The organism is Nonomuraea sp. NPDC059194 (assembly GCF_042754765.1).
Taxonomy (GTDB): Bacteria; Actinomycetota; Actinomycetes; order Streptosporangiales; family Streptosporangiaceae; genus Nonomuraea.
The window spans coordinates 88,192-112,511 of sequence record NZ_JBHZBH010000014.1; the positions used below are offsets into that span (position 1 = coordinate 88,192).

26 protein-coding genes are annotated in these 24,320 nt (G+C 71.3%); 10 read left to right on the forward strand and 16 right to left on the reverse strand.

Annotated features, from left to right (window positions below):
- Positions 1–48 precede the first annotated feature (48 nt).
- Positions 49–468, reverse strand: a complete 420-nt coding sequence (locus ACFXJ8_RS19075) for a YciI family protein (RefSeq protein ID WP_379645224.1) — start codon at positions 466–468, stop codon at positions 49–51.
- Positions 469–514: 46 nt separating this feature from the next.
- On the opposite strand from ACFXJ8_RS19075, the gene ACFXJ8_RS19080 reads away from it, so the two are divergent.
- Entirely contained in the window at positions 515–751 is a 237-nt protein-coding gene (locus tag ACFXJ8_RS19080) for a hypothetical protein (protein WP_379645225.1), read from the forward strand.
- A 108-nt stretch (positions 752–859) separates the two neighbouring features.
- Here ACFXJ8_RS19080 and ACFXJ8_RS19085 read toward each other — a convergent pair whose 3' ends face one another.
- Positions 860–2,305: a protein kinase gene (locus ACFXJ8_RS19085; protein ID WP_379645226.1), complete on the reverse strand. Its 1,446-nt coding sequence runs from the start codon at positions 2,303–2,305 to the stop codon at positions 860–862.
- Complete coding sequence (locus ACFXJ8_RS19090) at positions 2,305–3,804, reverse strand: protein kinase (RefSeq protein ID WP_379645227.1); 1,500 nt, start codon at positions 3,802–3,804, stop codon at positions 2,305–2,307. Before ACFXJ8_RS19090 ends, ACFXJ8_RS19085 begins: the two co-directional genes overlap by 1 nt.
- A gap of 171 nt (positions 3,805–3,975) precedes the next feature.
- Here ACFXJ8_RS19090 and ACFXJ8_RS19095 point away from each other — a divergent pair, with 171 nt between their 5' ends.
- A complete protein-coding gene (locus ACFXJ8_RS19095; RefSeq protein WP_379645228.1) occupies positions 3,976–4,131 on the forward strand; it encodes a hypothetical protein in 156 nt (51 codons plus the stop codon).
- A 162-nt stretch (positions 4,132–4,293) separates the two neighbouring features.
- On the opposite strand, the gene ACFXJ8_RS19100 is transcribed toward ACFXJ8_RS19095, so the two are convergent.
- Positions 4,294–4,689: a hypothetical protein gene (locus ACFXJ8_RS19100; RefSeq protein WP_379645229.1), complete on the reverse strand. Its 396-nt coding sequence runs from the start codon at positions 4,687–4,689 to the stop codon at positions 4,294–4,296.
- Between the two features lie 328 nt (positions 4,690–5,017).
- Between ACFXJ8_RS19100 and ACFXJ8_RS19105 the strand changes: the two genes are divergently transcribed.
- On the forward strand, positions 5,018–5,545 hold the full coding sequence (locus ACFXJ8_RS19105) for a carboxymuconolactone decarboxylase family protein (RefSeq protein WP_379645230.1): 528 nt from the start codon (positions 5,018–5,020) through the stop codon (positions 5,543–5,545).
- Between the two features lie 74 nt (positions 5,546–5,619).
- Here ACFXJ8_RS19105 and ACFXJ8_RS19110 read toward each other — a convergent pair whose 3' ends face one another.
- From ACFXJ8_RS19110 to ACFXJ8_RS19125, 4 genes are all read right to left on the reverse strand, one after another.
- Positions 5,620–5,775: a hypothetical protein gene (locus ACFXJ8_RS19110; RefSeq protein ID WP_379645231.1), complete on the reverse strand. Its 156-nt coding sequence runs from the start codon at positions 5,773–5,775 to the stop codon at positions 5,620–5,622.
- Positions 5,776–5,878: 103 nt separating this feature from the next.
- Positions 5,879–6,109 (reverse strand): hypothetical protein, encoded by a 231-nt coding sequence (locus ACFXJ8_RS19115; protein WP_379645232.1) that lies wholly within the window; start codon positions 6,107–6,109, stop codon positions 5,879–5,881.
- 10 nt (positions 6,110–6,119) lie between these two features.
- Entirely contained in the window at positions 6,120–6,803 is a 684-nt protein-coding gene (locus ACFXJ8_RS19120) for an HAD family hydrolase (protein ID WP_379645233.1), read from the reverse strand.
- A 59-nt stretch (positions 6,804–6,862) separates the two neighbouring features.
- Positions 6,863–8,038, reverse strand: a complete 1,176-nt coding sequence (locus ACFXJ8_RS19125) for a cytochrome P450 (protein WP_379645234.1) — start codon at positions 8,036–8,038, stop codon at positions 6,863–6,865.
- A gap of 200 nt (positions 8,039–8,238) precedes the next feature.
- Here ACFXJ8_RS19125 and ACFXJ8_RS19130 point away from each other — a divergent pair, with 200 nt between their 5' ends.
- On the forward strand, positions 8,239–9,474 hold the full coding sequence (locus ACFXJ8_RS19130) for a hypothetical protein (RefSeq protein ID WP_379645235.1): 1,236 nt from the start codon (positions 8,239–8,241) through the stop codon (positions 9,472–9,474).
- Positions 9,471–10,166 carry a DUF2786 domain-containing protein gene (locus ACFXJ8_RS19135; RefSeq protein WP_379645236.1) on the forward strand — a complete coding sequence of 232 codons (696 nt, stop codon included), beginning with the start codon at positions 9,471–9,473 and terminating at the stop codon, positions 10,164–10,166. Before ACFXJ8_RS19130 ends, ACFXJ8_RS19135 begins: the two co-directional genes overlap by 4 nt.
- An 8-nt stretch (positions 10,167–10,174) precedes the next feature.
- On the opposite strand, the gene pgm is transcribed toward ACFXJ8_RS19135, so the two are convergent.
- Complete coding sequence (gene pgm / locus ACFXJ8_RS19140) at positions 10,175–11,782, reverse strand: phosphoglucomutase (alpha-D-glucose-1,6-bisphosphate-dependent) (protein WP_379645237.1); 1,608 nt, start codon at positions 11,780–11,782, stop codon at positions 10,175–10,177.
- A gap of 126 nt (positions 11,783–11,908) precedes the next feature.
- Between pgm and ACFXJ8_RS19145 the strand changes: the two genes are divergently transcribed.
- The gene (locus tag ACFXJ8_RS19145) at positions 11,909–12,802 is read left to right on the forward strand and encodes a TIGR03564 family F420-dependent LLM class oxidoreductase (RefSeq protein WP_379645238.1); all 894 of its coding nucleotides are present in this window, start codon (positions 11,909–11,911) and stop codon (positions 12,800–12,802) included.
- 113 nt (positions 12,803–12,915) lie between these two features.
- Here ACFXJ8_RS19145 and ACFXJ8_RS19150 read toward each other — a convergent pair whose 3' ends face one another.
- From ACFXJ8_RS19150 to ACFXJ8_RS19165, 4 genes are all read right to left on the reverse strand, one after another.
- Positions 12,916–14,076: a 4-hydroxybenzoate 3-monooxygenase gene (locus ACFXJ8_RS19150; protein WP_379645239.1), complete on the reverse strand. Its 1,161-nt coding sequence runs from the start codon at positions 14,074–14,076 to the stop codon at positions 12,916–12,918.
- A gap of 66 nt (positions 14,077–14,142) precedes the next feature.
- A complete protein-coding gene (locus tag ACFXJ8_RS19155) occupies positions 14,143–14,883 on the reverse strand; it encodes an IclR family transcriptional regulator (RefSeq protein WP_379645240.1) in 741 nt (246 codons plus the stop codon).
- Positions 14,884–14,892: 9 nt separating this feature from the next.
- The gene (locus ACFXJ8_RS19160) at positions 14,893–15,528 is read right to left on the reverse strand and encodes a 3-oxoacid CoA-transferase subunit B (RefSeq protein WP_379645241.1); all 636 of its coding nucleotides are present in this window, start codon (positions 15,526–15,528) and stop codon (positions 14,893–14,895) included.
- Positions 15,528–16,280: a CoA transferase subunit A gene (locus tag ACFXJ8_RS19165; RefSeq protein ID WP_379645242.1), complete on the reverse strand. Its 753-nt coding sequence runs from the start codon at positions 16,278–16,280 to the stop codon at positions 15,528–15,530. Before ACFXJ8_RS19165 ends, ACFXJ8_RS19160 begins: the two co-directional genes overlap by 1 nt.
- Before the next feature lie 132 nt (positions 16,281–16,412).
- Between ACFXJ8_RS19165 and ACFXJ8_RS19170 the strand changes: the two genes are divergently transcribed.
- Genes ACFXJ8_RS19170 through thrS form a run of 3 tightly spaced genes read left to right on the forward strand, consistent with a single transcriptional unit; the run spans position 16,413 to position 20,213 of the window.
- Positions 16,413–17,582: a glycosyltransferase gene (locus ACFXJ8_RS19170; RefSeq protein WP_379645243.1), complete on the forward strand. Its 1,170-nt coding sequence runs from the start codon at positions 16,413–16,415 to the stop codon at positions 17,580–17,582.
- An 11-nt stretch (positions 17,583–17,593) separates the two neighbouring features.
- Positions 17,594–18,199, forward strand: coding sequence for a glycoside hydrolase family 25 protein (locus ACFXJ8_RS19175; RefSeq protein WP_379645244.1), 606 nt, complete (start codon positions 17,594–17,596; stop codon positions 18,197–18,199).
- A gap of 43 nt (positions 18,200–18,242) precedes the next feature.
- Entirely contained in the window at positions 18,243–20,213 is a 1,971-nt protein-coding gene (gene thrS / locus ACFXJ8_RS19180; protein ID WP_379645245.1) for a threonine--tRNA ligase, read from the forward strand.
- A 25-nt stretch (positions 20,214–20,238) separates the two neighbouring features.
- On the opposite strand, the gene ACFXJ8_RS19185 is transcribed toward thrS, so the two are convergent.
- The gene (locus ACFXJ8_RS19185; protein ID WP_379645246.1) at positions 20,239–20,961 is read right to left on the reverse strand and encodes a PIG-L deacetylase family protein; all 723 of its coding nucleotides are present in this window, start codon (positions 20,959–20,961) and stop codon (positions 20,239–20,241) included.
- A gap of 102 nt (positions 20,962–21,063) precedes the next feature.
- Here ACFXJ8_RS19185 and ACFXJ8_RS19190 point away from each other — a divergent pair, with 102 nt between their 5' ends.
- Complete coding sequence (locus tag ACFXJ8_RS19190; protein WP_379645247.1) at positions 21,064–21,615, forward strand: HIT family protein; 552 nt, start codon at positions 21,064–21,066, stop codon at positions 21,613–21,615.
- Between the two features lie 2 nt (positions 21,616–21,617).
- Here the strand turns inward: ACFXJ8_RS19190 and ACFXJ8_RS19195 are convergent, their stop codons facing one another.
- Complete coding sequence (locus ACFXJ8_RS19195; protein WP_379645248.1) at positions 21,618–23,678, reverse strand: hypothetical protein; 2,061 nt, start codon at positions 23,676–23,678, stop codon at positions 21,618–21,620.
- A gap of 69 nt (positions 23,679–23,747) precedes the next feature.
- Complete coding sequence (locus ACFXJ8_RS19200) at positions 23,748–24,257, reverse strand: class I SAM-dependent methyltransferase (RefSeq protein ID WP_379645249.1); 510 nt, start codon at positions 24,255–24,257, stop codon at positions 23,748–23,750.
- Positions 24,258–24,320 lie beyond the last annotated feature (63 nt).

The window sequence follows — 24,320 nt, forward strand, 5'->3', positions numbered from 1 at the left end:
GGCCTGTGATCCAGGATGCTGTGTTGACTGGTTCGCTCGCGAGCTCGCTCACAGCTGGCCGGTCGCCACCCGCCATGCCCGCTCCTTCTGGATCCACTCGTTGTCCTGCGGGAACTCGTCGATGCTGGTGACGCGGCGGATCTCGGCCTTCATCCCCGGACCGCTCATCGGCGCCCGCTTGGCCCACTCGACGGCCTCTTCCTTCGAGGCGACATCGAGGATCCAGTAGCCGCCGAACAGTTCCTTGGTCTCACCGTAAGGCCCGTCGGTGGCGACGGGCGGCTCGCAGGAGTAGTCCACGACGACGCCCTGTGACGCGTCATCGAGACCCTCCGCGGCGACCAGCACGCCCGCCGAGATCATCTCGTCGTTGAACTTGCCCATGGACTCGATGATCTCGTTGAAGTCGACGTCCTGGAACGCGGCGTAGGCCTCGTCGCTCGCGCGCATGATCAGCATGTACTTCACGGTTTCCTCCTGCGGTGTCCAGGGTCCCGTTCGGACCCTCTCACCCATGCGTCGAACGGCGGAACCGCCGAATCGACATCGCGCGCAAGATAATCCGAAAAGGGGGTCGGCACGCTCAGCCGTGGTCGGGGAGAGGATCGCCGAGGCCTATGACGGCCTCGCCAACACCGAAGAGACGCTGATCCTCATGAATCACTACCCGCTCGAGAACGCGGGATGGGCCGGTCGTCTCCAGTCCGACAACGCTGACATCGTCGAAGCCATGGCGAAGCTGAACGGGTAGCAAGCAAGAGCCGCCCGGACCAGTCGGCCAGAAGGGGTGTCAGCGTGTCAGCGCCGCCGCCCTCACCTCAAAGATCGCCGGAAAGCGCAGAGTGGGGCGGGCAGCCGGTCACCAGCCCTCGTCGAAATCGCAGATGTTCACCGTCACGCTCCGCTGGCGGCTCGCGGGCGTGATCACCTCGAAGACGACCCGGTACGAGCCCGCCTCCTTCCAGGTGATGGACGGAAGCACGATCTTGTCCGACGGGCTGCTGTCGCGCCTGCCCATGCTCTGCCCGTTGACCCGCCACCGGTAGCTGATCGTGCCCGTCGCCTCGACGTCGGCGTAGATGTTCATGTCGTAGCGCCAGCAGTCGCCCATCCTGATCCCCTCGTAGCGCAGGCTGACCGAGGTCACGCTCCCGCTGGCGGTGCTCGGCTTGGGGGTGCGTCTGGTCGGCGGGGCGGTGGGGGCGGAGCTGGGGCGCGTGGCCGACTCTCCGGGTTCGGCGGTGGGGCGGGCGCGGGTCGCGCTCTTGGTGGGCTTGGCTGGCGCGGTGTTCGAGGGGCGTCCGGTCTTCGCCGCGGTGGCGTTGCCTGACGTATCAGGGGTCGTCGTGGTGGCGGTGGCTGAGCGGCCCGTCGTGATGGCGCCTGAGGGGCCGGGGGGAAGGGCGGCGACGGTTCCGGTGCTGCTGTCGTCCGGCCAGGTGGAGACGGCCCACCAGGCCCCGGCGGTCACGCAGGCCACGGCGAGCGCCGCGCCGCCCGCCACGAGCGCGGACCTGCGGTGACGGCGGACGGGCTCCGTCCGAGGAGGCGCCTGGCCGCCGATGAGCTGGAAGAGCACATCCTGCATGGCGGGGCGGCGGGCCGGGTCCTTGGCGAGGCAGGCGGCCACGACGGGGCGCAGCGCGTCGGGGACGCCCGATAGGTGGGGCTCGCCGTACTGGATCCTCCTGATCACCTCGGGCAGCGACCCCCTGCCGAAGGGCGGTGTGCCCGTGGCGGCGAACACCATCACCCCCGCCCAGGCGAACACGTCCGCCGCCGGCCCGACCTCGGCGCCGGCCAGCTGTTCGGGGGCCATGTAGGAGGGGGTGCCGACGATGCTGCTGGTGACCGTGAGGGCGGAGCCCGCCGCGCGGGCGATGCCGAAGTCGATGACGCGCGGCCCGTCCCGTCCGAGCAGCACGTTGGCGGGCTTGAAGTCCCGGTGCACGACGCCCGCCCGATGGATGGCGGCCAGCGCCGTGGCGGTGCTGATGGCCAGCCGTTGCAGGTCGGCGCCGAGGTGGCGGCCCGCCTGATGTAGGGAGGGGCCCTCGACGTACTCGGTCACGATGTACGGCCGGCCGCCCAGCGAAGCGTCGAGGACCTGCGCGATGCAGAACGGCTCCACCCTGCGCGCCGCTGCGATCTCCTTGGCGAAGCGGTCGTCACCGGCGAACCCCTCGCGCAGCGTCTTGACCGCGACGGGACGTCCGTCGGGCGCGGTGGCGAGATAGACCACGCCCTGCCCGCCCTCGCCGAGCTGCCTGACGACCCGGTACGGGCCGATCGAGAACGCCGTCATCAGTACTCCACCGAACAGACGTCGATCGAGGCGTTCCTGCTGGCCGTACCCGGTGAGGTGACCCGCAGGCCGATCCTGTGCGAGCCTTCCTTCAGCATGTACTGCGGAGCGGTCACGAACGCGGTGTAGGCGTCGTCGGGGACCCAGCTCTTGCCGCTGGTGACCACCTTCCCGTCCACGATCCACTGGTAGGAGATCCACACCGACTTCTTGCTCGACTCCACATCGGTCTGGAAGTGCACCGGGGGTTTGTAGCAGCCGTCCGCCTCGCTCTGCCCTGGCCCGCCGGAGATCGCGAAAGGCAGGATGCTGACCCTCGCGCTCACGGCGGGCTTGCGCGTGGCGGGGGCGGTGCGCCGGGTCGACGTGGACGGTTCAGCGGTGGACGTCGGCCGCGCGGTCGTCGGCCTGGAGGTGGGCGTGGGCTTGTCCGTAGCGGCGGGCCGGGGCGAGCGGGTGGCCTTGCGGGTCTTCTTCGTGCCGGGCGTGACGCGCCTGGCCGGCATGGACGTGCTTTCTTCCGGCGTCTGGACGGCCGTGGTGACGGCGGCGAGCAAGGGGTCGGAGCCCATACCGTCCGCCGCGGGCAACCGCGAGACGACGACGGCCACCAGGGCCGCCGACGCCACGACGGCGGAGCCCGCGATCACGGGGATGACGACGCGCCCGCGCCGTGCTCGTGGCCGGCCGTGCGCGGGCGCGGTGTGCTCCTCAGGCGCGCCGCCCCCGATCAGCCGCAGGAGCACGTCCCGCATCGTCGGCCGGTGCGCGGGATCCTTGGCCAGGCAGGCGTGGACGATCGAACGCAGCGGCTGCTGCAGGTCGCCCAGTTGGGGCTCGTTGTGCAGGATGCGGTTGATGATCGCGGGCAGGGTGTCCTCGCCGAACGGCGGAGCCCCCGTGGCGGCCCACACCATCACCGACGCCCACGCGAACACGTCCGTCGCCGACTCGACCTGGGCCCCCGCGAGCTGTTCGGGAGCCATGTAGGCGGGCGTGCCCACGACGCTGCTCGTCACGGTGGCCCCGGCGTCGGCGGCGCGGGCGATGCCGAAGTCGATGACACGCGGCCCACCCGGGCCCAGCAGCACGTTCGCGGGCTTGAAGTCCCTGTGGACGACGCCCGCCTGGTGGATCGCCGCCAGCGCGGTCGCGGTGGCGACGGCGAGCCGCTGGAGCTCCGCGCCGCTGTGCCTGCCGGCCTGCTGCAGGGTGGGCCCGTCGATGTACTCGGTCACGATGTACGGCCGGCCGCTCAGCGATGCGTCGAGCACCTGGGCGACGCAGAACGGCTCCACCCTGCGAGCCGCGGCGATCTCCCGCGCGAAGCGGTCGTCGGGGGCGACACCCTCGCGCAGGACCTTGATGGCCACCGGCCTGCCGTCGGGCGCCCGGCCGAGGTACACGACGCCTTGGCCGCCCTCTCCCAACCGGCCGACGACCAGGTAGGCGCCTATCGCGGCAGGGTCACCGTGACGCAGTGGTGCGACGTGCGGCATGAGAGGTGACTCCTGAGGCGGTTGAGAGCAACCCCACGGACCTTAGCGGGATAAGTCAGGATTTGTGGCGGCTACCGGTGATCTCCCTCCGAAGGCATGCCATCGCCCCGCGAGCCGCGACCCGCGGAAAGAGCTGTCACACCTGAGACGGCACCCCGGGACCGAGGCGGCATGCCGGAGACTCCCGCCAGCGGGCGCAGGGCCGCCGTTGCCGCCTGGCACCGCCAGGTTGTCGACGCCTCCTCATTGTCCGGTCACCTGCGCGATCCCTCCTACGCGGACGCCGACACCCGACGCAGACGCCTGGCGCCTGACGCCGACGCCTGACATCGACGCCTGACGCCTGACACCGACACTCGACGCGGACGCCAGGGTGGTGGCGCTCGGCGGCGGTTCCGAGCCCTCGTGGCAGGGACGCCGGTCGGCGAGCGGCCGGTCGAGATCGGGGTCACCATCGAGGGCCGAGCGGGGGAGCGGGCGGCGACGCGGTCAGCGGTCGAACCAGGCGCGAGCGGACGACGGAACCAGCAGCAGACCGGTCACGACGACGGGCGCGATGAGGTGGGGGTTGACCAGCGAGAGCAAGCCGGGGTCCGAGTCCTCGACGACCGACGCCACCCCGGCGGCGAAAACAGCGGCCTCCAGTGCGATGACCGAGGCGAGGACGCGTCGTCTGCGGGAGGACATCCTGTCGGCCAGCATCCAGCCGCAGACCCCCGCCGCCAGCGTCAGCAGCATCAGGACCCACGCCACCCACGGAATGTCCGGTCCCGCCACCATCAAGGCGCCCATGAACACCGCGCCGACCGCCGCGAGCGCCGCCTGGATGGTCACGACCAGGCAGGCGATGTCGACGGGTCGTGGCATCCGTTGCTTCTGCTCCACGCGGAGATCATCCGCGATGGCCCGGATCGTGGCAAGGCCGATAGACACTTACCCAGGGGCGAAGGGGGCCACGGCTCGCAGGCGCGACGGGAGGGATCGATCCTTCGAGCGCCGCGGCGGCAGCCCCGTCGTCGCGGTCGAGGCGGGGATGGGGGCTCGCGCAACTCGTGGGGCGCCGTGGCCGACTCCAAGGCGGCCACGCGACCGCCGCGTCCGCGGGTCTCACCCCGCCCACCCGGGCAGCGCGGCTCCCTCAGCAGGGAGGACGTGGTAGCGGAATAAACCCTAGGGGGGTATGGTTCAGGGCTAGTGATCCAAAGGAGGAGACATGAGACGTCTTGACCGCCTGGCCCCCGAACAGGCGCCGGAGAAGTCGAAGGAACTGCTCGACGGCATCGTGCAGCGCCACGGCGGCGCCGGGAACATGGTTTCCACGATGGCCCACTCGCCCGCGCTGCTCCAGGGCTACCTCGACCTCAACAGGGCGATGAAGCGCGTCAAGCTCCCGCGTCAACTCAGCGAGAAGGTGTCGCTGGCCGTACAGGAGTGGATCGGTTGCGCCCTGTGCCAGCAGGCGCACGAAGCGGCGGCCCGCGCGGCGGGCCTCAGCGACCTGGACATCACGCTGGCCCGCCAGGGCGCCTCCACCGACCCTCGCGAGGGGGCGTTGATCGCGGTGGCGGTGCGGCTGCTGGCCGAGCCCGCGTCGATCTCCGACGCGGACGTGGCCGAGTTGCGCGGCCACGGGTGGAGCGACCGGGTGATCGCGGACCTCGTCGGCCTGGTCACGCTCAACTTCATGACAGGAGCGTTCAACCTGCTGGCCGGCCTGGAACCGCAGGAGGAGGCGGCCTAACCCTCCGGGGCCGCCCGCCGCGGTCCGCCTGAGCCCTCCAAGCGCTCGCCGCGGCCCGCCTGTCCCACAGAGACCTACTGGCCGCCCTGCGCGGCCTGCCTGTCGGCCAGAGCCTCGCGGCGTTCCTGCGCCTTGGCCGCCTTCTCGTGCTTGAGCAGGGCGCGCACGCCCAGCAGGAAGGCGGTGGCCACGATCGCGGGCGGCGCGAGGGCCGAGAAGACCTCGAACATACAGATCACCGTTAGGGTCGGCGGACAGGGTCAGTTCAGGATATGACGCCGACCCCTCGGTGCCTTCCCCCGCCCTGTCCGGAACCCGGCTTCCGGCCGGCCGTCAGGCGGTGACGTCGCGATCGTCGACTGTGAGCACTCCGAAGAGCTCGAGCGCCGCCTGCCGTACGTCGGCGGGATCGAGACCGTCGAGCACGCTCCTGGCGTGCTCGGCGTCCCTGGTCGTCGCGAGCGTGATCGCGACCGAGTGGGCGGCGGTACGGCTGAGCGACCCGGCGGGTGCGCTGTCGGCCAGCTCCTGGGCGCGGGCGGCCAGGTCGAGGTTGTCGGTCATACTCCGCACGTTATAGACGAACACGACCAGTGACGTCCAGCTCCGCGAGATCGGAGATCACCACGTGGGCGCCCAGCTCCTTGAACGGCAGCCCCGCCCTGTCGATCGCCACGATCAGCCCGAACCCGCCGCGACCGGCCGCTTCGATCCCCGGCAGCGAGTCGCCGACGACCGCGATCTCGTCGGGTGGGGTGTCAAGGAGCGTCGCCGCCTCGTCGAACGAGGCGGGGCCCGGCTGGTCGTGCCGTCCGTCGATGACCACGTCGAACAGGTGCATCAGCCCCGCCGCCGCCACCACCTTGCGGCAGTGGGCGCTCGCCGAGACCGCCGCCGTACGGCAGCCGCGATGCCGCAGCTCGTGCAGCAGCACGACGGCCGCGGGGAAGGCGGCCACGCCGTACCGCTCGATCTGCCCCACGAAGATGCGGTCCTTGGCCGCGCCGAGAGCGGCCACGTCCTCCTCCGAGGGCGCGAGCCCGCGCGAGCCGAGGAACGTGCGGACCCCGTCGAGGCGCGTACGGCCGTCGACGTGGCACATGTAGTCCTCCCGCACGTCGAACGGCTCCGAGCGCCCTCGCAGGTAGGGGTCGAAGACGCTCTTCCACGCCGCGGCGTGCACCCTGGCCGTGTCGGTGACCACACCATCGGTGTCGAACACCACGGCCCTGATCCCGGTCAGGTCGATCGCTGCCACATCTGTGACGCTACGCCTTGACACGCTCTCAGGGGAGGGCCATGTCTTGAGGGCGACGGCTAGAACGCGACGGGCAGCCGCTTCAGGCCGTACACGATGGCCAGCTCCCTGAACGGCACCTCCTCGTACGGCACGGCGAGCCGCAGCCCGGGGAAGCGCCGCAGCAGCGCGGGGTAGGCGATGCGCATCTCCATCTGCGCCAGCGGAGCGCCGATGCACCGGTGGATGCCGTGTCCGAAGGCCAGGTGGGAGGGCATCTCCCGCATCGGCTTGACGGTGTCCATGTCCGCGCCCAGCGCGGGGTCGCGGTTGGCCGCCGCCAGCGAGCACAGCACCATCTCGCCCTTGGCGATCGGCTGCCCGGCCAGCTTCAGGTCCTCGCGCGCGAAACGGGGGAAGGCCACCTGCACCACGCTCATGTACCGAAGCAGCTCCTCCACGACCCTGTTGACGTGCTCGCCGCCCTCGCGGACCCTCGCCAGCTCGTCGGGGTTCTCCAGCAGCCACAGCGTGCCGAGCGCGAGCATGCTGGTGCTGGTGTCGTGCCCGCCGGTCAGCAGCCCGTCGGCGAAGCCCGCCAGCTCCTTGTCGGAGATCTCGTCGCCGTGGTCGCGCACCAGCTGGCCGAGCAGGCCCTCACCGGGGTTCTCGCGCTCCCTGGCGGCCAGCTCGGTGAGGAAGGCCATCGACTCGTTGACCGCCGCCAGCGACGCCTCGGGTCCGGCGGAGAAGTCGAACCTGTCGGTGCTCAGCCGCAGGAAGTCGGCCCTCTCCTCGTACGGCACGCCGAGCAGCTCGCACACCACCAGCGAGGGGATCGGCAGCGCGAACTCCTCGACCAGGTCGACCGGCGAGCCCTTGCGCTCCATGGTGTCCAGGCAGTCGTTCACGATCGCCTCGATCCGGGGCTCCAGCCTGCGCAGCCGCCGCATCGTGAACTCGGGGGTCAGGTAGCGCCGCAACCTGGTGTGCTCGGGCGGGTCGCGGAAGCCGAGGCCGCCGGGGTCCTCCTGGGTGGCGCCCATCCCGATCACGTTGCCGAAGTCGTTGCTGAACCGTCCCGCGTCGCCCAGGACCGCCCGTACGTCCTCGTAGCGGGTGACCAGCCACACGGTCTGCCCGCCGGGGATCCGCATGGGGTAGGCCGGCTGCTCCGTGCGGATGCGGGCCAGCTCGGCGACGGGATCGAAACCCTCGCGCATGAACTGCACGAGCGGGAACTCATTATCAGACACGACCAACAGCGTAGGGGGGCATGTAGTCGGTTATGTGATCCCCTGGGATGAAATGCACCTCATTCCGAGGGGGGAAGAGTGGACGGGCCCCGCACGCGACAGCGCCCCCCAACACCGCGGTTTCGCATACAGGAAGCCGACATTCTGCGATGATCTCGTCGGATATACAGTCGGACATCGAGACTGACGGAAAGTGACTGATGCCTCTCTTCGAGCAAGCCGCCACTTTCGCGTCGGAGCACCCGGTCAGCGCGGCCCTCATCTGCCTGCTGGCCCTGATCGCCCTGGCGCTCGCCTTCCTGGCCCTCCGCGTCGCCCTCCGCGCGAGCGCGCGCTTCTACCTGCAGGTGATAGCCCCCCGCCCGATCGAGGACATCCTCACCGTCGTCGCCGCCTCCATCGCCACGGGCGTGTCCGCGCAGGGCATGTGGCGCTTCTCCGGCGACGTGCTCGGCCTCGACGGCCCGCTCAGGCTGCTGCTGTTCGCGTTCATCGAGGTCGCGATCGTCACCTCCGCCGTGCGCGCGCGGCGCAACATGCGGGAGAACTTCTCCGCCGGCATCGACGGCATCGCCGTGTGGGCGCTGACGTGCCTGACCGCGGTCCTGTCCAGCATGGACGCGCGCAGCCTCGCCGAGGCGATCTTCCGGCTGGCCGCGCCGCTGGTGGCCGCGTGGCTGTGGGAGCGCGGCATGGCGATCGAACGCCACCGCATCCGCGGCACCGGCCGGATCAACTGGCGCTTCACGCCTGAGCGGGTGCTGGTGCGGATGGGCATCGCCGAGGTGTCCGACCGTACGGCGAGCGAGGTCGACGCCCACCGCAGGCTCACCAGGGTGGCGCTGGCCGCCAAGAAGGCCCGCTCCCTGCGCGAGCAGGGCGCCTCCGAGCGCAAGCTGCGCGTCGCGATGGCCCGCCTCGACCGGGCGATGGACCAGGCGGTCGAGCACACGGGCCTGGCCGTCGACCCGGCCCGCCAGGAGGCGCTGCTGCAGCAGATCGCTGCCCTCTACAACACCGCCAAGCTCATCGACGCCGACCCCCGCGTGCCGTGGGCCGCCGAGACCGACCACCAGCCGGTGCCGGCCAGGCCCGCGCTGCCGCCTGCGCTGGCCCGCCTGGTCGAGGACGAGGACGAGGACATTCAGCTGCTCGACACCACCCCGCAGGTCATGGACACCGCCCAGCGCGCCGCGCTGATGCGGGCCGCCAGGGAGTACTGGGACCGGCAGATCGCCAAGCGGATCGTGCCGCGCACCGTGGACATCGCGCAGGAGATCGGCCTCTCGCTGGCCACCGCGCGGGAGTATCGGGCGCTGTGGAAGCTCGAACCGCAGGCGCACGCGCTCATCGAGGCCCTCTATCAGGAGCACGGCATCGTCGACACCGGCGCCTTCCCCATCATCGCGGACGGGGACCGTATCCTCACCGGGTGACCGACCCCGGGATGAGCCGCACCCTCGATCGGGTGCGCAAGCTGCTGGCCAAGGCCGAGGGCACCGACAACGAGCACGAACGCGAGACGTTCATGGCCGCGGCGACGGCGCTGATGGCCAAGTACGGCATCGAGCGGGCCGCGCCCTCCTCGGCCCGCAGCACGCCCGCCAATCGGGTCGTCACGCTCGGCGACCCCTGGGCGCGGGAGAAGGCCAGGCTGGTCTACCTGGTGTCGGAGGCGGTGCGCTGCCGTCCCGTGCTGATCGGCAAGGGGGACGGCGGGCAGCGGGTGCACGTGTTCGGGTTCGCGTCCGACCTGGAGCGGGCCGACCTGCTGGCGACCTCGCTGCTGCTGCAGATGGCGTCGGGAGTGGCGAGGGTGGCGGTGCCGCCCGACCGGGTGCGGGCCTACCGGCGCTCGTGGATGCTCGGTTTCACCGACGAGGTGTACCGGCTGCTGGTGGCGGCCGAATCGCGGGCGGCGGCGTCGGGCGCGCCGGGGACAGAGCTGGTGCTGGCCGATCGCAAGGCCGACGTGGAGCGGGCGGTGGCGCAGGTGTACCCGCGCATCAGGCGGAGCGTGCCGCGGATGAGCGGGACGGGCTATCGCGACGGGGTGGCCGCCGGACGGCGGGCCGACCTGGCCCGCACCGCCGTCCACCCCGACGCGGGGTTCGCGCTGAACGGGTAACAGGTCGGTCAGCCGAGCGCGGACGAGACGACCGCGCGGGCCTCCTCCTGGACCTGGGCCAGGTGGTCGGGGCCGTTGAAGGACTCCGCGTAGATCTTGTAGACGTCCTCGGTCCCCGAGGGCCTGGCCGCGAACCAGGCGTTCTCCGTCGTCACTTTCACCCCGCCCAGCGCCGCCCCGTTGCCGGGCGCGCTGGTCAGCACCCCGGTGATCGCCTCGCCCGCCAGCGTGTCCGCGCTGACCTGCGACGCCGACAGCTTCGCCAGCACCGCCTTCTCCTCCCGGGTGGCGGGGGCGTCCACCCTGGCGTAGGCGGGTGTGCCGAACCGCGACGTCAGCGACAGGTAGTGCTCGCTGGGCGACGAGCCCGTCACCGCGAGGATCTCCGAGGCCAGCAGGGCCAGGATGATCCCGTCCTTGTCGGTGCTCCACGGCGACCCGTCGCGCCGCAGGAACGAGGCCCCCGCGCTCTCCTCGCCGCCGAACCCGAGCGAGCCGTCCAGCAGCCCCGAGACGAACCACTTGAACCCGACGGGCACCTCGTACAGCTTGCGCCCGATGGACGCCGCCACCCTGTCGATCATGCTGCTGCTGACGAGCGTCTTGCCGACGCCCGCCCCTGACGGCCAGGCGGAGCGGTGACCGTACAGGTAGGAGATGGCCACGGCCAGGTAGTGGTTGGGGTTGAGCAGCCCGCCGTCGGGGGTGACCACGCCGTGCCTGTCGGCGTCGGCGTCGTTGCCGGTGGCGATGTCGTAGCCCGCCCGGTTGGCGATCAGGGACGCCATGGCGTACGGCGACGAGCAGTCCATACGGATCTTGCCGTCCCAGTCGAGCGTCATGAACCGCCAGGTGGGGTCGACCAGCGGGTTGACGACCGTGAGGTCGATGCCGTGCCTGTTGGCGATCTCGCCCCAGTAGGCCACGCTCGCGCCGCCGAGCGGGTCGGCCCCGATGCGCACGCCCGCCGACCTGATCGCGTCGAGGTCGATCACGCTGGGCAGGTCGTCGACGTAGTGGCCGAGGAAGTCGTAGCGCTCGCCGAGCGACGGGGTGTACGGCGCCCGCCGTACTTCCTTCAGGCCGCCCGCGATGAGCGCGTTGGCGCGGTCCTGGATCCACGAGGTGGCGTCGGTGTCGGCCGGCCCGCCGTTGGGCGGGTTGTACTTGAAGCCGCCGTCGCGCGGCGGGTTGTGCGAGGGGGTGACCACGACGCCGTCGGAGCCGGGGTGGGTCAGGATCGCGTGGGAGACGGCGGGCGTGGGCGTGTAGCCGTCGCGGCTGTCGATGAGCACGGTCACGTCGTTGGCGGCGAACACCTCCAGCGCCGACACCTTCGCGGGCTCCGACAGCGCGTGGGTGTCCGCGCCGAGGAACAGCGGCCCGGTGATCCCCTGCGCGGCGCGGTAGTCGACGATCGCCTGGCTGGTGGCGAGGATGTGGTCCTCGTTGAAGGCGGTGTCCAGGGACGAGCCGCGGTGCCCCGAGGTGCCGAACGCCACGCGCTGCGACACCTCGGCGGGGTCGGGGTGCAGCGCGTAGTACGCGGTCACCAGGCGGGCCACGTCGACCAGGTCGGAGGGCTGGGCGGGCTGTCCGGCGCGCTCGTGCGTCATGAGATCCACCCTACAGACCCGGCACGGCGACGACCTTTCGCCACACGATCGCCGTGGCGTACACGGTGACCGGGATCTTGCCGGGTTAGACTCGCCGCACCCAGACCAGAATGGAGTTCGGTTGCGATGCGAGTCGGACTGTACCTCAACGAGCCCAGGGGCGCTGATCCCATCGCCGAGCTGCGGGAGACGATCGCCCGAGCCGCCGAAGACGGGTTCGCCTCCGCCTGGCTGTCCAACATCTTCGGTCTCGACGCTCTCACCGCGCTGGCCGTGGCCGGCAGCCAGACGCCGGGCATCGAGCTCGGCACCGCGGTCGTGCCGACCTACCCGCGCCACCCCGCGGCGCTGGCCCAGCAGGCGCTGACTGCCAACCTCGCCCTCGGCGGCAGGCTCGCGCTCGGCATCGGCCTGTCGCACCAGGTCGTCATCGAGCGCATGTTCGGCTACAGCTTCGAGCGTCCGGCCAGGCACATGAAGGAGTACCTGGACATCCTGCTGCCGCTGACGCGTGGCGAGAAGGCGGACGTCCAGGGTGAGACCCTGCGGGCCGACCTCGCTCTGAGCATCCCGGGCACGGGGCTGCCGGTCCTGATCGCCGCGCTCGCCCCCCGCATGCTCGAACTGGCCGGCTCGATGACCGACGGCACCGTCCTCTGGATGACCGGGCCCAGGACCGTCGCCGAGCACGTCGTGCCCGCCATCACGAGCGCCGCCGAGCGGGCGGGCAGGCCCGCGCCCCGCGTGGTGTGCGCGCTGCCGGTCTGCGTCACCGACGAACCCGGCGCGGCCAGGGCGCGCGCCGCCGAGGTCTTCTCGGTGTACGGCCAGCTGCCTTCCTACCGGGCGATGCTCGACAGGGAGGGCGCGGCGGGCCCCGGCGACGTGGCGATCGTCGGCGACGAGGCCGAGGTGCGCGCCCAGATCGAGGCGCTCGGCCAGATCGGGGTGACCGACTTCGTCGCGGCCGAGTTCTCCGCCCGCGAGCGCACCAGGGACCTCCTCAAAACCCTCCTCTGACCTTTTCGGGCGCTCCCTGGACCGGGCACCCGCCGGTCAGGCCACGTGCGCGTCGCCGATGATGACGGGAGCGGGGGAGGCCCGGGGGTGAGGGTGGGGGATGGGCGGACGGGTCACGCGCCGTCGGGGACGAAGCCGACGTAGTTCTCCGCCAGCGTGGTGGCCGCCGCCCTCGACGAGACCACGTACTCCAGATGCGACAGCTGCAGCCGCCTGGCGAAGGCATCGGCCGTGTGGTCGGTGTGCAGGAGGGTGGTCATCCAGTACGAGAAGTGCTCGGCCCGCCACACGTGCCTGAGCCTGGCGGCGGAGTAGCCGTCGAGCAACGTGGTCGAGCCCTCCTCGTAGCGGGCGGCGATCGCCGTGGCCAGCGCCGTCACGTCGGACACCGCGAGGTTGAGCCCCTTGGCCCCGGTCGGCGGCACGATGTGCGCGGCGTCACCGGCCAGGAAGAGGTTGTCGTGCCGCATCGGCTCGGTGACGAAGCTGCGCATCGGCGTGACCGCCTTCTCCCTGATCGGGCCGTCGTCGAGGGTCCAGCCGTCGTCGGTGGCGAACCTGGTGCGCAGTTCGCTCCAGATGCGCTCGTCCGGCCAGGCCGACGGGTCCTCGCCGGGTGCGACCTGGAGGTAGAGGCGGCTGACCTCGGGCGAGCGCAGGCTGTGCAGGGCGAAGCCGCGCTCGTGGTGGCAGTAGATGAGCTCCTCGGTCGAGGGCGGCACGTCGGCCAGCACGCCGAGCCACGCGAACGGGTAGTCGCGCTCGAACACCTTCGCCCGCGGCACGGCGGCGCGCGAGACCCCATGGAAGCCGTCGCAGCCGGCGATCAGGTCGCAGTCGAGGGCCTTGAGCACGCCGTTCTCGCGGTAGGTGACGCGCGGCGTGGCCGGGTCCACCTCGACCACCTCGGCCTCGAACCTGATCCTGTCCTCGGGCGACAGCGCGACGAGGTCCTTCACGATCTCGGTCTGCGCGTAGATCGTGACCGTCCGGCCGCCGGTCAGCTCGCTGAGCGGGATCCGGTGGCCCGCGCCGCCGAAGCGCAGCTCAAGACCGTGGTGGGGGAGGCCCTCACGGTCCAGCCGTTCGCCCGCGCCCGCGGCACGCAGCACGTCCACCGTGCCCTGCTCCAGCATCCCCGCCCGCTGCCGCCTCTCGCAGTAGGCGCGGTCGCGGCTCTCCAGCACCACCGCGTCGATGCCGCGCCGTTCGAGCAGGTGGGAGAGCAGGAGCCCCGCGGGCCCCGCACCGATGATCGCTACCTGGGTTCGCATGCCCCGATCCTCACGGCTGGCCCCTCGCGCCCGGTCACCCGCCTTCCGGTCAGCGGAACCACCCCATCAATAATGTCCGCTGACGTCGCGCGACAGCGCCCTCGCGCTGGTGACCAGGGTCGGCACGACCGCCCGCAGGTCGGCGCGCGGCCTGGTCACGATCGACAGCGCGGCGACCACCTCGCCGCCCGCGCCGCGCACCGGCGCCGCCACCGAGCAGGTGCCCAGCGTCATCTCCTCGCGCGTCACCGCCACCCCCGTCCTGCGCACCTCGGCCAGGACGGCGCGCAACCGGTCGGGGTCGGTCACCGTGTGCCTGGTCAGCGCGGGCAGCCCCGCCGCGACGAGCTCGTCGGTCACCTGCTCGGGCGCGAAGGCCAGCAGCACCCTGCCCACCCCGGTGGCGTGCAGCGGTAGCTCGCCGCCGACCCTGCTGACGATCGGCACCGAGGCAGGCCCGCGCAGCCGTTCGAGATACAGCGCCTTCAGCCCTCGCCGTACGGCCAGCTGCACGTTGGCGTGCGTCACCTCGTACAGGTCCTCCATGTACGGCAGCGCCAGCTCGCGCAGGTCGGCCGCGGCGGCCGCCTGGGCGCCGATCCGCCACAGCCTGATGCCGACCCGGTAGGCGCCGTCGGGCAGCCGCTCGACGAAACCGCCCCTGGCCAGCTCTCCCACCAGCCGATGCCCGGTGGCCAGGGGCAGGTCCGCGCGGCGGCAGATCTCGGTCAGCGTCAGCCGTACCTCGCCGTGGGTGAAGGCGTCCAGGATCGCCATCACTTTTCCTGCGACGCTAAGGGGCGGCATGACCGGATGTTAACCCTCGGCCAGCAACTCGGGCTCGGTGGCTGCCCTGACCTCATCCACGCTCACGCCGGGCGCGGTCTCCACCAGCTTGAGCCCGTCGGTGGTCACGTCGATCACCGCCAGGTCGGTGATGATCCGGTGCACGCACGCCGCCCCCGTCAGCGGGAGCGAACACTCCTTGACGATCTTGGGTGAGCCGTCCCGGGCGAGGTGCTCCATGACCACGATGACCCTGCGCGCGCCGTGGACCAGGTCCATCGCCCCGCCCATCCCCTTGATCATCTTGCCCGGCACCGACCAGTTGGCCAGGTCGCCCCTTTCCGAGACCTGCATCCCGCCGAGCACGGCCACGTCGATGTGGCCGCCGCGGATCATCCCGAACGACATGGCGGAGTCGAAGAACGAGGCCCCCGGCAGGACCGTGACCGTCTCCTTGCCCGCGTTGATCAGGTCGGGGTCGACCTCGTCCGCCAGCGGGTAGGGACCCACGCCGAGCACGCCGTTCTCCGAATGGACGACGACGTTCACGCCGGGCGGGATGAAGCCGGGGATCAGCGTCGGCAGCCCGATACCGAGGTTGACGTAGGCGCCGTCGGCGAGCTCGGCCGCCGCCCTGGCCGCGATCTGCTCCCTTGACCAGGCCATCAGGCGCGCACCGTCCTCTTCTCCACGTGCTTGTCGGCCGCCTGCTCGGGTGTCAGCGCGACCACCTTCTGCACGAACACGCCCGGCAGGTGCACCTCGCCGGGATCGAGCTCGCACAGCTCCTCCACCTCGGCGATCGTCACCCCGCCCGCCATCGCCGCCAGCGGGTTGAAGTTGCGCGCGCTCCGGTCGAACACCAGGTTGCCGTGAACGTCGCCCTTGGCCGCCCTGACCAGCGCGAAGTCCGTCCTGATCGACTCCTCCAGCACGTACGGCAGGCCGCCGAACTCCCGCACCTCCTTGGCCGGCGAGGCCACGGCCACGCGCCCGTCGGCGGCGTAGCGCCACGGCAGCCCTCCCTCGGCCACCATCGTGCCCACACCCGCGGGTGTGTAGAAGGCGGGGATCCCGCTGCCGCCGGCTCTGAGCCGTTCGGCCAGCGTGCCCTGCGGCACCAGCTCCACCTCGATCTCGCCGCTCAGGTAGCGCCTGGCCAGCTCCTTGTTCTCGCCGATGTAGGAACCCGTAGCCCGCGCGATGCGGCCAGCCGCCAGCAGCAGCCCCAGCCCCCGCCCGTCGAGGCCGCAGTTGTTCGACACCACGTGGAGCCCGCCCGCGCCCTGTTCGTGCAGCGCCGCGATCAGCACCGACGGCACGCCGCACAGCCCGAATCCGCCCACGGCCAGCGACGAGCCCTCACCGATGCCGGCGACCGCCTCGGCCGCCGACCCGACCACCTTCCCGACTCTCATAGCGCTCACCGTCGCAGCCGGCACCGACGACACGGCGGCGTCCTTCCGGTGAGTGGAAGCGGGCAATCCGCAGGCAGGCTTGTTAACGTCCTTTGTCATGGACCGGATACGGAGGGTGAAGCAGGCGTCCCCATGAAGATCCGCTACCTGCTCCTGCACGCCTACGGCGTCGGCGGCACCATCCGCACCGTCCTCACCCAGGCCGGGTGGATGGCCGCCGCCGGTCACGACGTCGAGGTGGTCAGCGTCGTCAGGTGGCGCACCAGGCCGGGCTTCCCCCTCCCCGAGGGCGTGCGGATCCACACGCTCGTCGACCAGCGGGCCGGAAGGCCCGCCCCGACCCTGCGGGCCAGGGTCCTGCGAAGACTGCCCGGCCAGGCCATTCCGCACGGCGAGGGCACCGCGATCTACTTCACCCCCGGGGTCGAGGCCGCCGTCGCCGCGTGGCTGCGCGGGCTGACCGGCGGGATCCTCGTCACCACCAGGCCCGCGCTCAACCTGCTGGCCGTACGGCACGCCCCCGGCGGGGTCCTGCTGGTCGCCCAGGAGCACCTGAACTACGCCGGCCACCGGCCGTCCGTCCAGCGCGCCATCCGGCGGCGCTACGGCAGGTTCGACGCCATCACCGTGCTCACCGAGACCGACAGGGCCGACTACACGCGGATCCTTCCCGGCACCAGGATCGTCCGCATCCCCAACGCCGTACACCCGATGGAGCGCGCGCCCGCCGACCACGGCGCCGCCACCGTGGTCGCCGCCGGAAGGCTGGTCCCCCAGAAGGGCTTCGACCTGCTCATCCCCGCCTTCACCACGGCCACCCATGACCACCGCGACTGGCGGTTGCGCATCTACGGCACGGGGCCCGAGCAGGCCGACCTGGCCGAGCTCGCCGAGCGCTCGCCCGCCCGGATCGAGCTGATGGGCCGGAGCGCCGCCCTTGACCGCGAGCTGGCCGCCTCCTCCCTCTACGTGCTCAGCTCCAGATGCGAGGGCCTGCCCATGGTCATGATCGAGGCCATGGCCCACGGGCTGCCCGTGGTGGCCTTCGACTGCCCGACAGGACCTGGCGAGGTCATCACCCACGACGTCGACGGCCTGCTGGTGCCCCCGCAGGACGTCGGCGCGCTCGCCCGCGCCATCGCCGAGCTGATCGCCGACGAGCCGCGGCGCAGAAGGCTCGGGGCGCGGGCGGCCCTGACCGTGCAGGCGTATTCGAGCGAGACGGTTGCCCCGATGTGGCGGGAACTGTTCAATGACCTGCAGGCGGCGCGGCGAGGGGCCGGGCACGAGTCCCTTTCGTAGACTCCGGCAGGGTGAAGCGGGTGCTTGACGGCATAGACGTCTCCAACTGGCAGGCAACAGTCGACTGGGGCAGGCACGCCGACGAGGGAGTCGCCTTCGGCTTCGCCAAGGCGACGGAGGGCGGCACCTGGGTCGACAAGTCGTTCGAGCGCAACTGGCAGCTCATGCGCGAGCACTGGATGGTGTGCGGCGCCTACCACTACGCCAAGCCCAAGGGCGACCCGGGCGAGCAGGCCCGCCACTTCCTGCGCACCATCGGGAACGCGGGCGGGCTGCGCAGGGGCGACCTGGTGGCGCTCGACCTGGAGTCGGCCGACGGGCTGCCGCCCGACCAGGTGGCCAGGTTCGCGCGGCGCTGGTGCGGGCAGATCGTCGAACACGCGGGCCTGCGGCCTTTCATCTACACCTACGCGTGGTTCGCCGACGAGGGCAACTGCGCCGGCCTCGGCGAATACCCGCTATGGATCGCCGCGCACGGCAGGGCGAAGGGCAGCCCCGTCGTGCCCATGCCGTGGCGCGGCTGGGCCATTCACCAGTACTCCACCAGCCCCATCGACCGCAATGTCTTCCGCGGCAGCCGCGAGGACCTGACCAGGCTGGGCTACGACCCGCGATAGCATCGGTGTTCATCGTCGAAACCGTGCTATTCAAGGAGTCACCGTGTCAGCCGAGCTGCATATCACCCTCGCCGGAGCCGAGCGTGTGGTCGCGGCCGGCACGACGTATGGCGAGGCGCTCGAGGCCGACGGCCGCACCGTCATCGCCGCCCGCGTCGGCGGCGAGCTGCGCGACCTGGCCTCCCCCGTCCGCGAGGGCGACGTGGTCGAGCCGGTCCAGATCAGCAGCGAGGACGGCCGCGCGATCCTGCGCCACTCCACCGCCCACGTCATGGCCCAGGCGGTCCAGGAGCTGTTCCCCGAGGCCAAGCTGGGCATCGGCCCGCCCGTCGAGAACGGCTTCTACTACGACTTCGACGTCGAGAAGTCCTTCCACCCCGACGACATCAAGCGCATCGAGAAGCGGATGCGCGAGATCGTCAAGCAGGGTCAGCTGTTCGCCCGGCGCGAGGTGTCCGACGACGACGCGCGCGCGGAGCTTACGGCCGAGCCGTACAAGCTGGAGCTGATCGGCCTCAAGGGCGGCGCCTCGGCCGCCGAAGACGGCGCCAACGTCGAGGTCGGCGAGGGTCAGCTGACCATCTACGACAACCTCGACCCCAAGAGCGGCAAGCTGTGCTGGAAGGACCTGTGCAGGGGCCCGCACCTGCCCTCGACCAGGGTCATCCCGGCCTTCAAGCTCATGCGCACCGGCGGCGCCTACTGGCGCGGCAGCGAGAAGAACCCGCAGCTGCAGCGCATCTACGGCACCGCGTGGGAGAGCCGCGAGAAGCAGGACGAATACCTCCACCTGCTGGAGGAGGCGGAGAAGCGCGACCACCGCAAGCTGGGCGCCGAGCTCGACCTGTTCTCCTTCCCCGAGGAGCTCGGCTCGGGCCTGCCGGTCTTCCACCCCAAGGGCGGCGTCATCCGCAGGGAGCTGGAGAACTACTCCAGGCGCAGGCACGAGGACGCCGGCTACTCCTTCGTCAACACGCCCCACATCACCAAGGGGCACCTGTACGAGATCTCCGGCCACCTCGACTGGTACAAGGACGGCATGTTCCCGCCCATGGAGGTGGAGGGCGCCGACTACTACCTCAAGCCGATGAACTGCCCGATGCACAACCTGATCTTCGGGGCGCGTGGCAGGTCCTACCGTGAGCTGCCGCTGCGGCTGTTCGAGTTCGGCACCGTCTACCGCTACGAGAAGTCGGGCGTGGTCCACGGCCTGACCAGGGTCCGCGGCCTCACCCAGGACGACGCCCACATCTACTGCACCCACGAGCAGATGAAGGACGAGCTGGCGGGCGCGCTGCGCTTCACGCTCAGCCTGCTGCGCGACTACGGCCTCGAGGACTTCTACCTGGAGCTGTCCACCAAGGACCCGGACAAGTACGTCGGCGCGGACGAGGCGTGGGAGCAGGCCACCCGCACGCTGCGCGAGGTCGCCGAGGCCGAGAAGCTCGAGCTGGTCCTCGACCCGGGCGGCGCCGCCTTCTACGGCCCGAAGATCTCCGTGCAGGCCCGTGACGCGATCGGCCGTTCGTGGCAGATGTCGACTATTCAGCTCGACTTCAACCTGCCCGAGCTCTTCGAGCTGGAGTACCAGTCGGCGGACGGCTCCCGTCAGCGGCCCGTCATGATCCACCGGGCGCTGTTCGGCTCCATCGAGCGGTTCTTCGGCGTCCTGGTCGAGCACTACGCGGGCGCCTTCCCTCCGTGGCTGGCCCCCGTGCAGGTCGTCGGCATCCCGATCGCCGACGCGCACGCTCCCTACCTGCTCGACATCGCCAAGAAGCTGCGCGAGCGCGGCATCAGGGTCGAGGTCGACACCGCCGACGACCGCATGCAGAAGAAGATCCGCAACGCGCAGAAGGCGAAGGTGCCGTTCATGCTGCTCGCCGGTGACGACGACATCGCCAACGGCGCGGTGTCGTTCCGCTACCGCAGCGGCGAGCAGAAGAACGGCGTGCCCGTCGAGGAGGCCGTCGCCGAGATCGTCAACGCCGTGGAGCGCCGCGTCCAGGTCTGAGCAGGGGTCTGCGGCAGGGAGATTTTCAGCGCTCGTAGAGCCGGAAGGTGACCGCGGGCAGGCCGCCGAACCGGTCGGCGGCCTGCCGGGCGATCCCCTCCAGGAAGCTCCTGCAGTACGCCTCGGGGTCCTCGTCGGTCAGCGCCTCGATGTAGGCGCGGTGCTCCAGCAACGACCGCACACCCTGCTCCATCGTGTTTTCGACGTCCACGGCGTGGGTCGGCTCGTCGGCGCCCGCCACGGCCACCCAGCGCACGCCGTTCCACGGCTCGGGACCGTCGCCGGGGAAGATCCACCGGTTGCCCGCGTCGGCCGCGGCGTCCAGCACCGCCCTGCCGACCGCCTTGTGGTCAGGGGTGTTCCAGTACGTGCCGCCCCACGTCTCACCGAAGTGCAGGGTGATCAGCAGCTCGGGGCGGTGCCTGCGGATGGCGGCGGCCAGGTCGCGCCGCAGCGCGAGGCCGTACTCGATGACGCCGTCGGGGTGGTCGAGGAACTCCACCTCGCTCACCCCGACCACGGCCGCCGACGCGCGCTGCTCCCGCTCGCGCAGCGGCCCCGCCTTGGCCGGGTCGACGGTGTCGATGCCCGCCTCGCCGCGTGTCACGAGCAGGTAGGCCACCTCGCGCCCCTCGGCGGTCCATTTCGCGACGGCCGAGGCGCAGCCGTACTCCAGGTCGTCGGGGTGCGCGACGATCGCCAGGGCGCGCCGCCAGTCGTCGGGCATGGGTTCGAGCTGCTCGGCCATCGATCCTCCATGATTGCGTCGGGGGTACGGCCAGCGTAGCGACCCGCCGCCCGGGGGACTCCCGGTCCTTCCGGGGTCAGCCATGGTCATATGCTGCAGAACATGCAGCAGAGCGAACCGATGGAGCAGGCTGGGGCGGGCTCGCCGGACAACTTCCAGCGGCTGTGGACACCCCACCGGATGGCCTACATCAAGGGGGAGAACAAGCCGAACGGCGAAGGTGAGGGCGACGGCTGCCCGTTCTGCGAGATCCCCAAGATGGGCGACGAGGACGGCCTGATCGTCGCCAGGGGTGAGACGGTGTTCGCGGTGCTCAACCTCTACCCGTACAACTCGGGTCACCTGATGGTCTGCCCCTACCGGCACGTCTCCGACTACGACGAGCTCAAGGACGAGGAGATGACCGAGCTCGGCGACTTCACCAGACGGGCGCTGCGGGCGCTGCGCCAGGCAGGCGGCGCCCAGGGCTTCAACGTCGGCATGAACCTCGGTCATGTGGCGGGCGCGGGCATCGCCGCTCACCTGCACCAGCACGTCGTGCCCCGATGGGGCGGCGACACGAACTTCATGCCCGTGGTGGCCAGGACCAAGGTGCTGCCGCAACTGCTGCGCGACACGAGGAAGATGCTGGCCGACGCCTGGCCGGCCACCTGACGCTACACCTTGGCCAGGGGGCGTTCCTCGGTGGCGGCGGCGCCGGGGAGCGCGGCGATGCCCGCCGACAGCACCAGCGGGATGGCCAGCGCCAGCGCCATGGAAAGGACCGCGGCGCCCGAGTCGTTGACCAGGGTACCGACCACGCCGCTGATGAGCGTGCCGATGAGGCCCGCCTTCAGGCATGGCGAGTACTCGAAGGCGGCGGGCAGCACGCCGGCGGTCGCCCGGTCGGGGCGGATGATCGCGTAGACGAGGAACGCGACGGCGGCGATCACCACGGGCATCAGTGTGGGGCTGAGCAGCGTGCTGAGCATCGCCACCAGCTTGCGGACGATCACGTCGATCGCCTCGCCGCTGATCACCTGCCCCACGAACCTGCCCAGGTGCGACTGCTCGGCCGCGGGCCGCAGGTAGTTGGCGATCGCGAAGCCCATCACGATCACGCCGCCGGCCACGCAGAAGGCGCCCAGCTTCCACAGCGAGATCCGCTTGCCGAGGATCAGCAGCGCGGTCACCGCGATGCCGGGCACGAACGCGATCACCCCGCCGAAGTCGCTGCCCATGCCCGAGCCGCCCAGCACCATCGCGAACGTGCCGAGCACCGCCACCACCGCCGCGCCCCACGGCCTCGACAGCCGGTGCGCGATCACCGTGGAGGTCAGCAGCGTGCCGGTGGCAAGGAGCGCGAACGGGATGTTGCCCAGGCCGTAGTAGCGGGCGCCCTGCTCGGCGCTGAAGCCCATGAAGCTGTTGAGCTGCAGGGTGGTGCCGGTCAGCAGGTCACCGGCGAGGGTGAGCGCCGTGACGCCCGCGACGACCGCGAGCGGACCGAGCGGGCTGCGCCGCCACGGCCCCGCGAACGCGGCGACGGTGATCACGATCAGCCAGGCCAGCATGCCGCCGAACAGCTCCAGGTGCGTGGTCCAGGGCAGCAGGTTGACCAGGATGGAGGTGATGGGGATGGCCGCCAGCGTGACCGCCGCCAGCCGTACCCAGGAAAGGCCCTTGCGGCGGCGCAGCAGCAGGAACGCGACCAGGTAGAAGAGCACCTGCAGCACGGCCAGGGCGATGAAGTAGTAGCCCTTCACCGAGCGCATGGCCTGGGCGGTCTGGTCGGCCTCCGCCATCCGCTCGAACGTCGCGCCGGGCCCGTTGACCCGCATGACCTGCCCCACGACGCTGTCGGGCACGACCACGCCCAGCTTGGTCAGCACGGTCGTCGTCAGGTCGGGCAGGATCGAGATGTCGTCGCGGCGGGTCGAGGCCGCGCCGAGCTCGTGGCCCTGCGCTCCCTGCTGCCGGAGCGCGGCGACGCGCAGGTGCGGCACGGAGCCGTGGTCGGACATGCCGGCCAGCAGGACGGTGGTGTCCTGGGGCAGGACGGCCAGCAGCGCGCCCGCCTTGGCGTCGGCCAGGCGCAGCGCCGCCCGCCGGTCCTGGGCCGACAGCTTCTCGGCGACCCTGGGGAGCTTGCCGTCGTCGGCGAGGTAGGGCCTGATGAGATCGTCGACGTCCATGGCGATCAGCCGGCAGCGCTCCAGCTCCTCGGCCTTCACCTGGACGGGGGAGGGGTAGTAGGTGCCCACCGCGCCCTTGCTGTCGGCCAGCCCGAGCGCCGCGCCTGGACCGACGGCGATCGCGCACTCGCCGGCCTTGGCCAGCGTGTCGCCCAGCAGGCCCGCGTAGCGCTGCTCGGCCACCTCGCTCAGGTAGTCGTAGTCGGGGATGACCGCGCCCCGCCCCTGCTGCTCGGGCGTCGGCGGCGGGCCGCACCGGTAGCCGGAGGCCGAGCGGATGCCCGCCGAGACCGTCAGCCAGCCGTCGTAGGGGCAGGTGATGTTGCCGACCGTGCGGACCGACATCGAGCCGATGGCGCCGGCGCCGGCCAGCTCCCACAGGTTGGGCGTGTCGGCCCTGGACAGGTCGCTCCAGTGCAGGCCTGAGACGCCGATGAGCGCGACCCGCTCCTTGTCGACCGCCCCATCGGCCGCGTGCGCGGGGGCCCAGCCCAGCAGCATCTGGCTGACCAGCACGGCCAGCACCAGCAGGGTCCGCCTCACGCACGACCTCCCGAGTCTTGACATCGTCGGAGGCACGCTACACCGGGTCGCGGCTGTCGGGTGACGTGCTCAGCCTATGCGGGCGCGCACGCACACCAGGGTGTCGCCCCCGCGCACGACCGTGGGCGCGAAGCCGTTCGCGGACAGGTAGCGGGTGAGATCGCCGGTCAGCGCGGCGGCCCGGTCGGCGCTGGGCGGCTCGTAGAACAGCAGGAGCTCGCCGTCCCGGTCGAGGAGCCTGGCGATGAGGGCCAGCTCCGCGGCGGGGTCGCGGGTCCAGAAGAGGTTGACGTTGACGGCGAAGACCTTGTCGAAGCGCTCGCCGTCGAAGCGGGCCGCCTCCAGCGACGTCTGGAGGACGGCGGCCCTGCCCGACGCCACGTGGGCGGTGTTGCGGGCGCGGGCCCGCTCCACTGCGACCGCCGAGCGGTCGATGGCGGTGATCCTGCCCGTGGTCAGCCGGTCGCACACCATCGATATGGCCACGCCGGGGCCGCAGCCGATCTCCAGCAGGCGATCGTCGCCCGCGACGCCGAGGGTGTCGACGGCCCATGACAGTCGCTGCGGCACGGCAGGCATGCACCCACCCTTATCACACGGCCCTGTCACACGTCCGTCACGGCGGCCCGCCACGCGGACTCC

Excerpts from the sequence above, each read along its gene's own strand:
- ACFXJ8_RS19170 (WP_379645243.1), top strand. The coding sequence starts at position 16,413 with ATGAAGATCCGCTACCTGCTCCTGCACGCCTACGGCGTCGGCGGCACC.
- ACFXJ8_RS19160 (WP_379645241.1), bottom strand. The coding sequence starts at position 15,528 with ATGGCCTGGTCAAGGGAGCAGATCGCGGCCAGGGCGGCGGCCGAGCTC.
- ACFXJ8_RS19105 (WP_379645230.1), top strand. The coding sequence starts at position 5,018 with ATGAGACGTCTTGACCGCCTGGCCCCCGAACAGGCGCCGGAGAAGTCG.
- ACFXJ8_RS19110 (WP_379645231.1), bottom strand. The coding sequence starts at position 5,775 with ATGTTCGAGGTCTTCTCGGCCCTCGCGCCGCCCGCGATCGTGGCCACC.
- ACFXJ8_RS19130 (WP_379645235.1), top strand. The coding sequence starts at position 8,239 with ATGCCTCTCTTCGAGCAAGCCGCCACTTTCGCGTCGGAGCACCCGGTC.
- ACFXJ8_RS19095 (WP_379645228.1), top strand. The coding sequence starts at position 3,976 with ATGCCGGAGACTCCCGCCAGCGGGCGCAGGGCCGCCGTTGCCGCCTGG.
- ACFXJ8_RS19190 (WP_379645247.1), top strand. The coding sequence starts at position 21,064 with ATGCAGCAGAGCGAACCGATGGAGCAGGCTGGGGCGGGCTCGCCGGAC.
- ACFXJ8_RS19150 (WP_379645239.1), bottom strand. The coding sequence starts at position 14,076 with ATGCGAACCCAGGTAGCGATCATCGGTGCGGGGCCCGCGGGGCTCCTG.
- ACFXJ8_RS19115 (WP_379645232.1), bottom strand. The coding sequence starts at position 6,109 with ATGACCGACAACCTCGACCTGGCCGCCCGCGCCCAGGAGCTGGCCGAC.
- ACFXJ8_RS19200 (WP_379645249.1), bottom strand. The coding sequence starts at position 24,257 with ATGCCTGCCGTGCCGCAGCGACTGTCATGGGCCGTCGACACCCTCGGC.
- ACFXJ8_RS19090 (WP_379645227.1), bottom strand. The coding sequence starts at position 3,804 with ATGCCGCACGTCGCACCACTGCGTCACGGTGACCCTGCCGCGATAGGC.
- ACFXJ8_RS19185 (WP_379645246.1), bottom strand. The coding sequence starts at position 20,961 with ATGGCCGAGCAGCTCGAACCCATGCCCGACGACTGGCGGCGCGCCCTG.
- ACFXJ8_RS19085 (WP_379645226.1), bottom strand. The coding sequence starts at position 2,305 with ATGACGGCGTTCTCGATCGGCCCGTACCGGGTCGTCAGGCAGCTCGGC.
- ACFXJ8_RS19165 (WP_379645242.1), bottom strand. The coding sequence starts at position 16,280 with ATGAGAGTCGGGAAGGTGGTCGGGTCGGCGGCCGAGGCGGTCGCCGGC.
- ACFXJ8_RS19080 (WP_379645225.1), top strand. The coding sequence starts at position 515 with ATGCGTCGAACGGCGGAACCGCCGAATCGACATCGCGCGCAAGATAAT.
- ACFXJ8_RS19145 (WP_379645238.1), top strand. The coding sequence starts at position 11,909 with ATGCGAGTCGGACTGTACCTCAACGAGCCCAGGGGCGCTGATCCCATC.
- ACFXJ8_RS19155 (WP_379645240.1), bottom strand. The coding sequence starts at position 14,883 with ATGCCGCCCCTTAGCGTCGCAGGAAAAGTGATGGCGATCCTGGACGCC.
- pgm (WP_379645237.1), bottom strand. The coding sequence starts at position 11,782 with ATGACGCACGAGCGCGCCGGACAGCCCGCCCAGCCCTCCGACCTGGTC.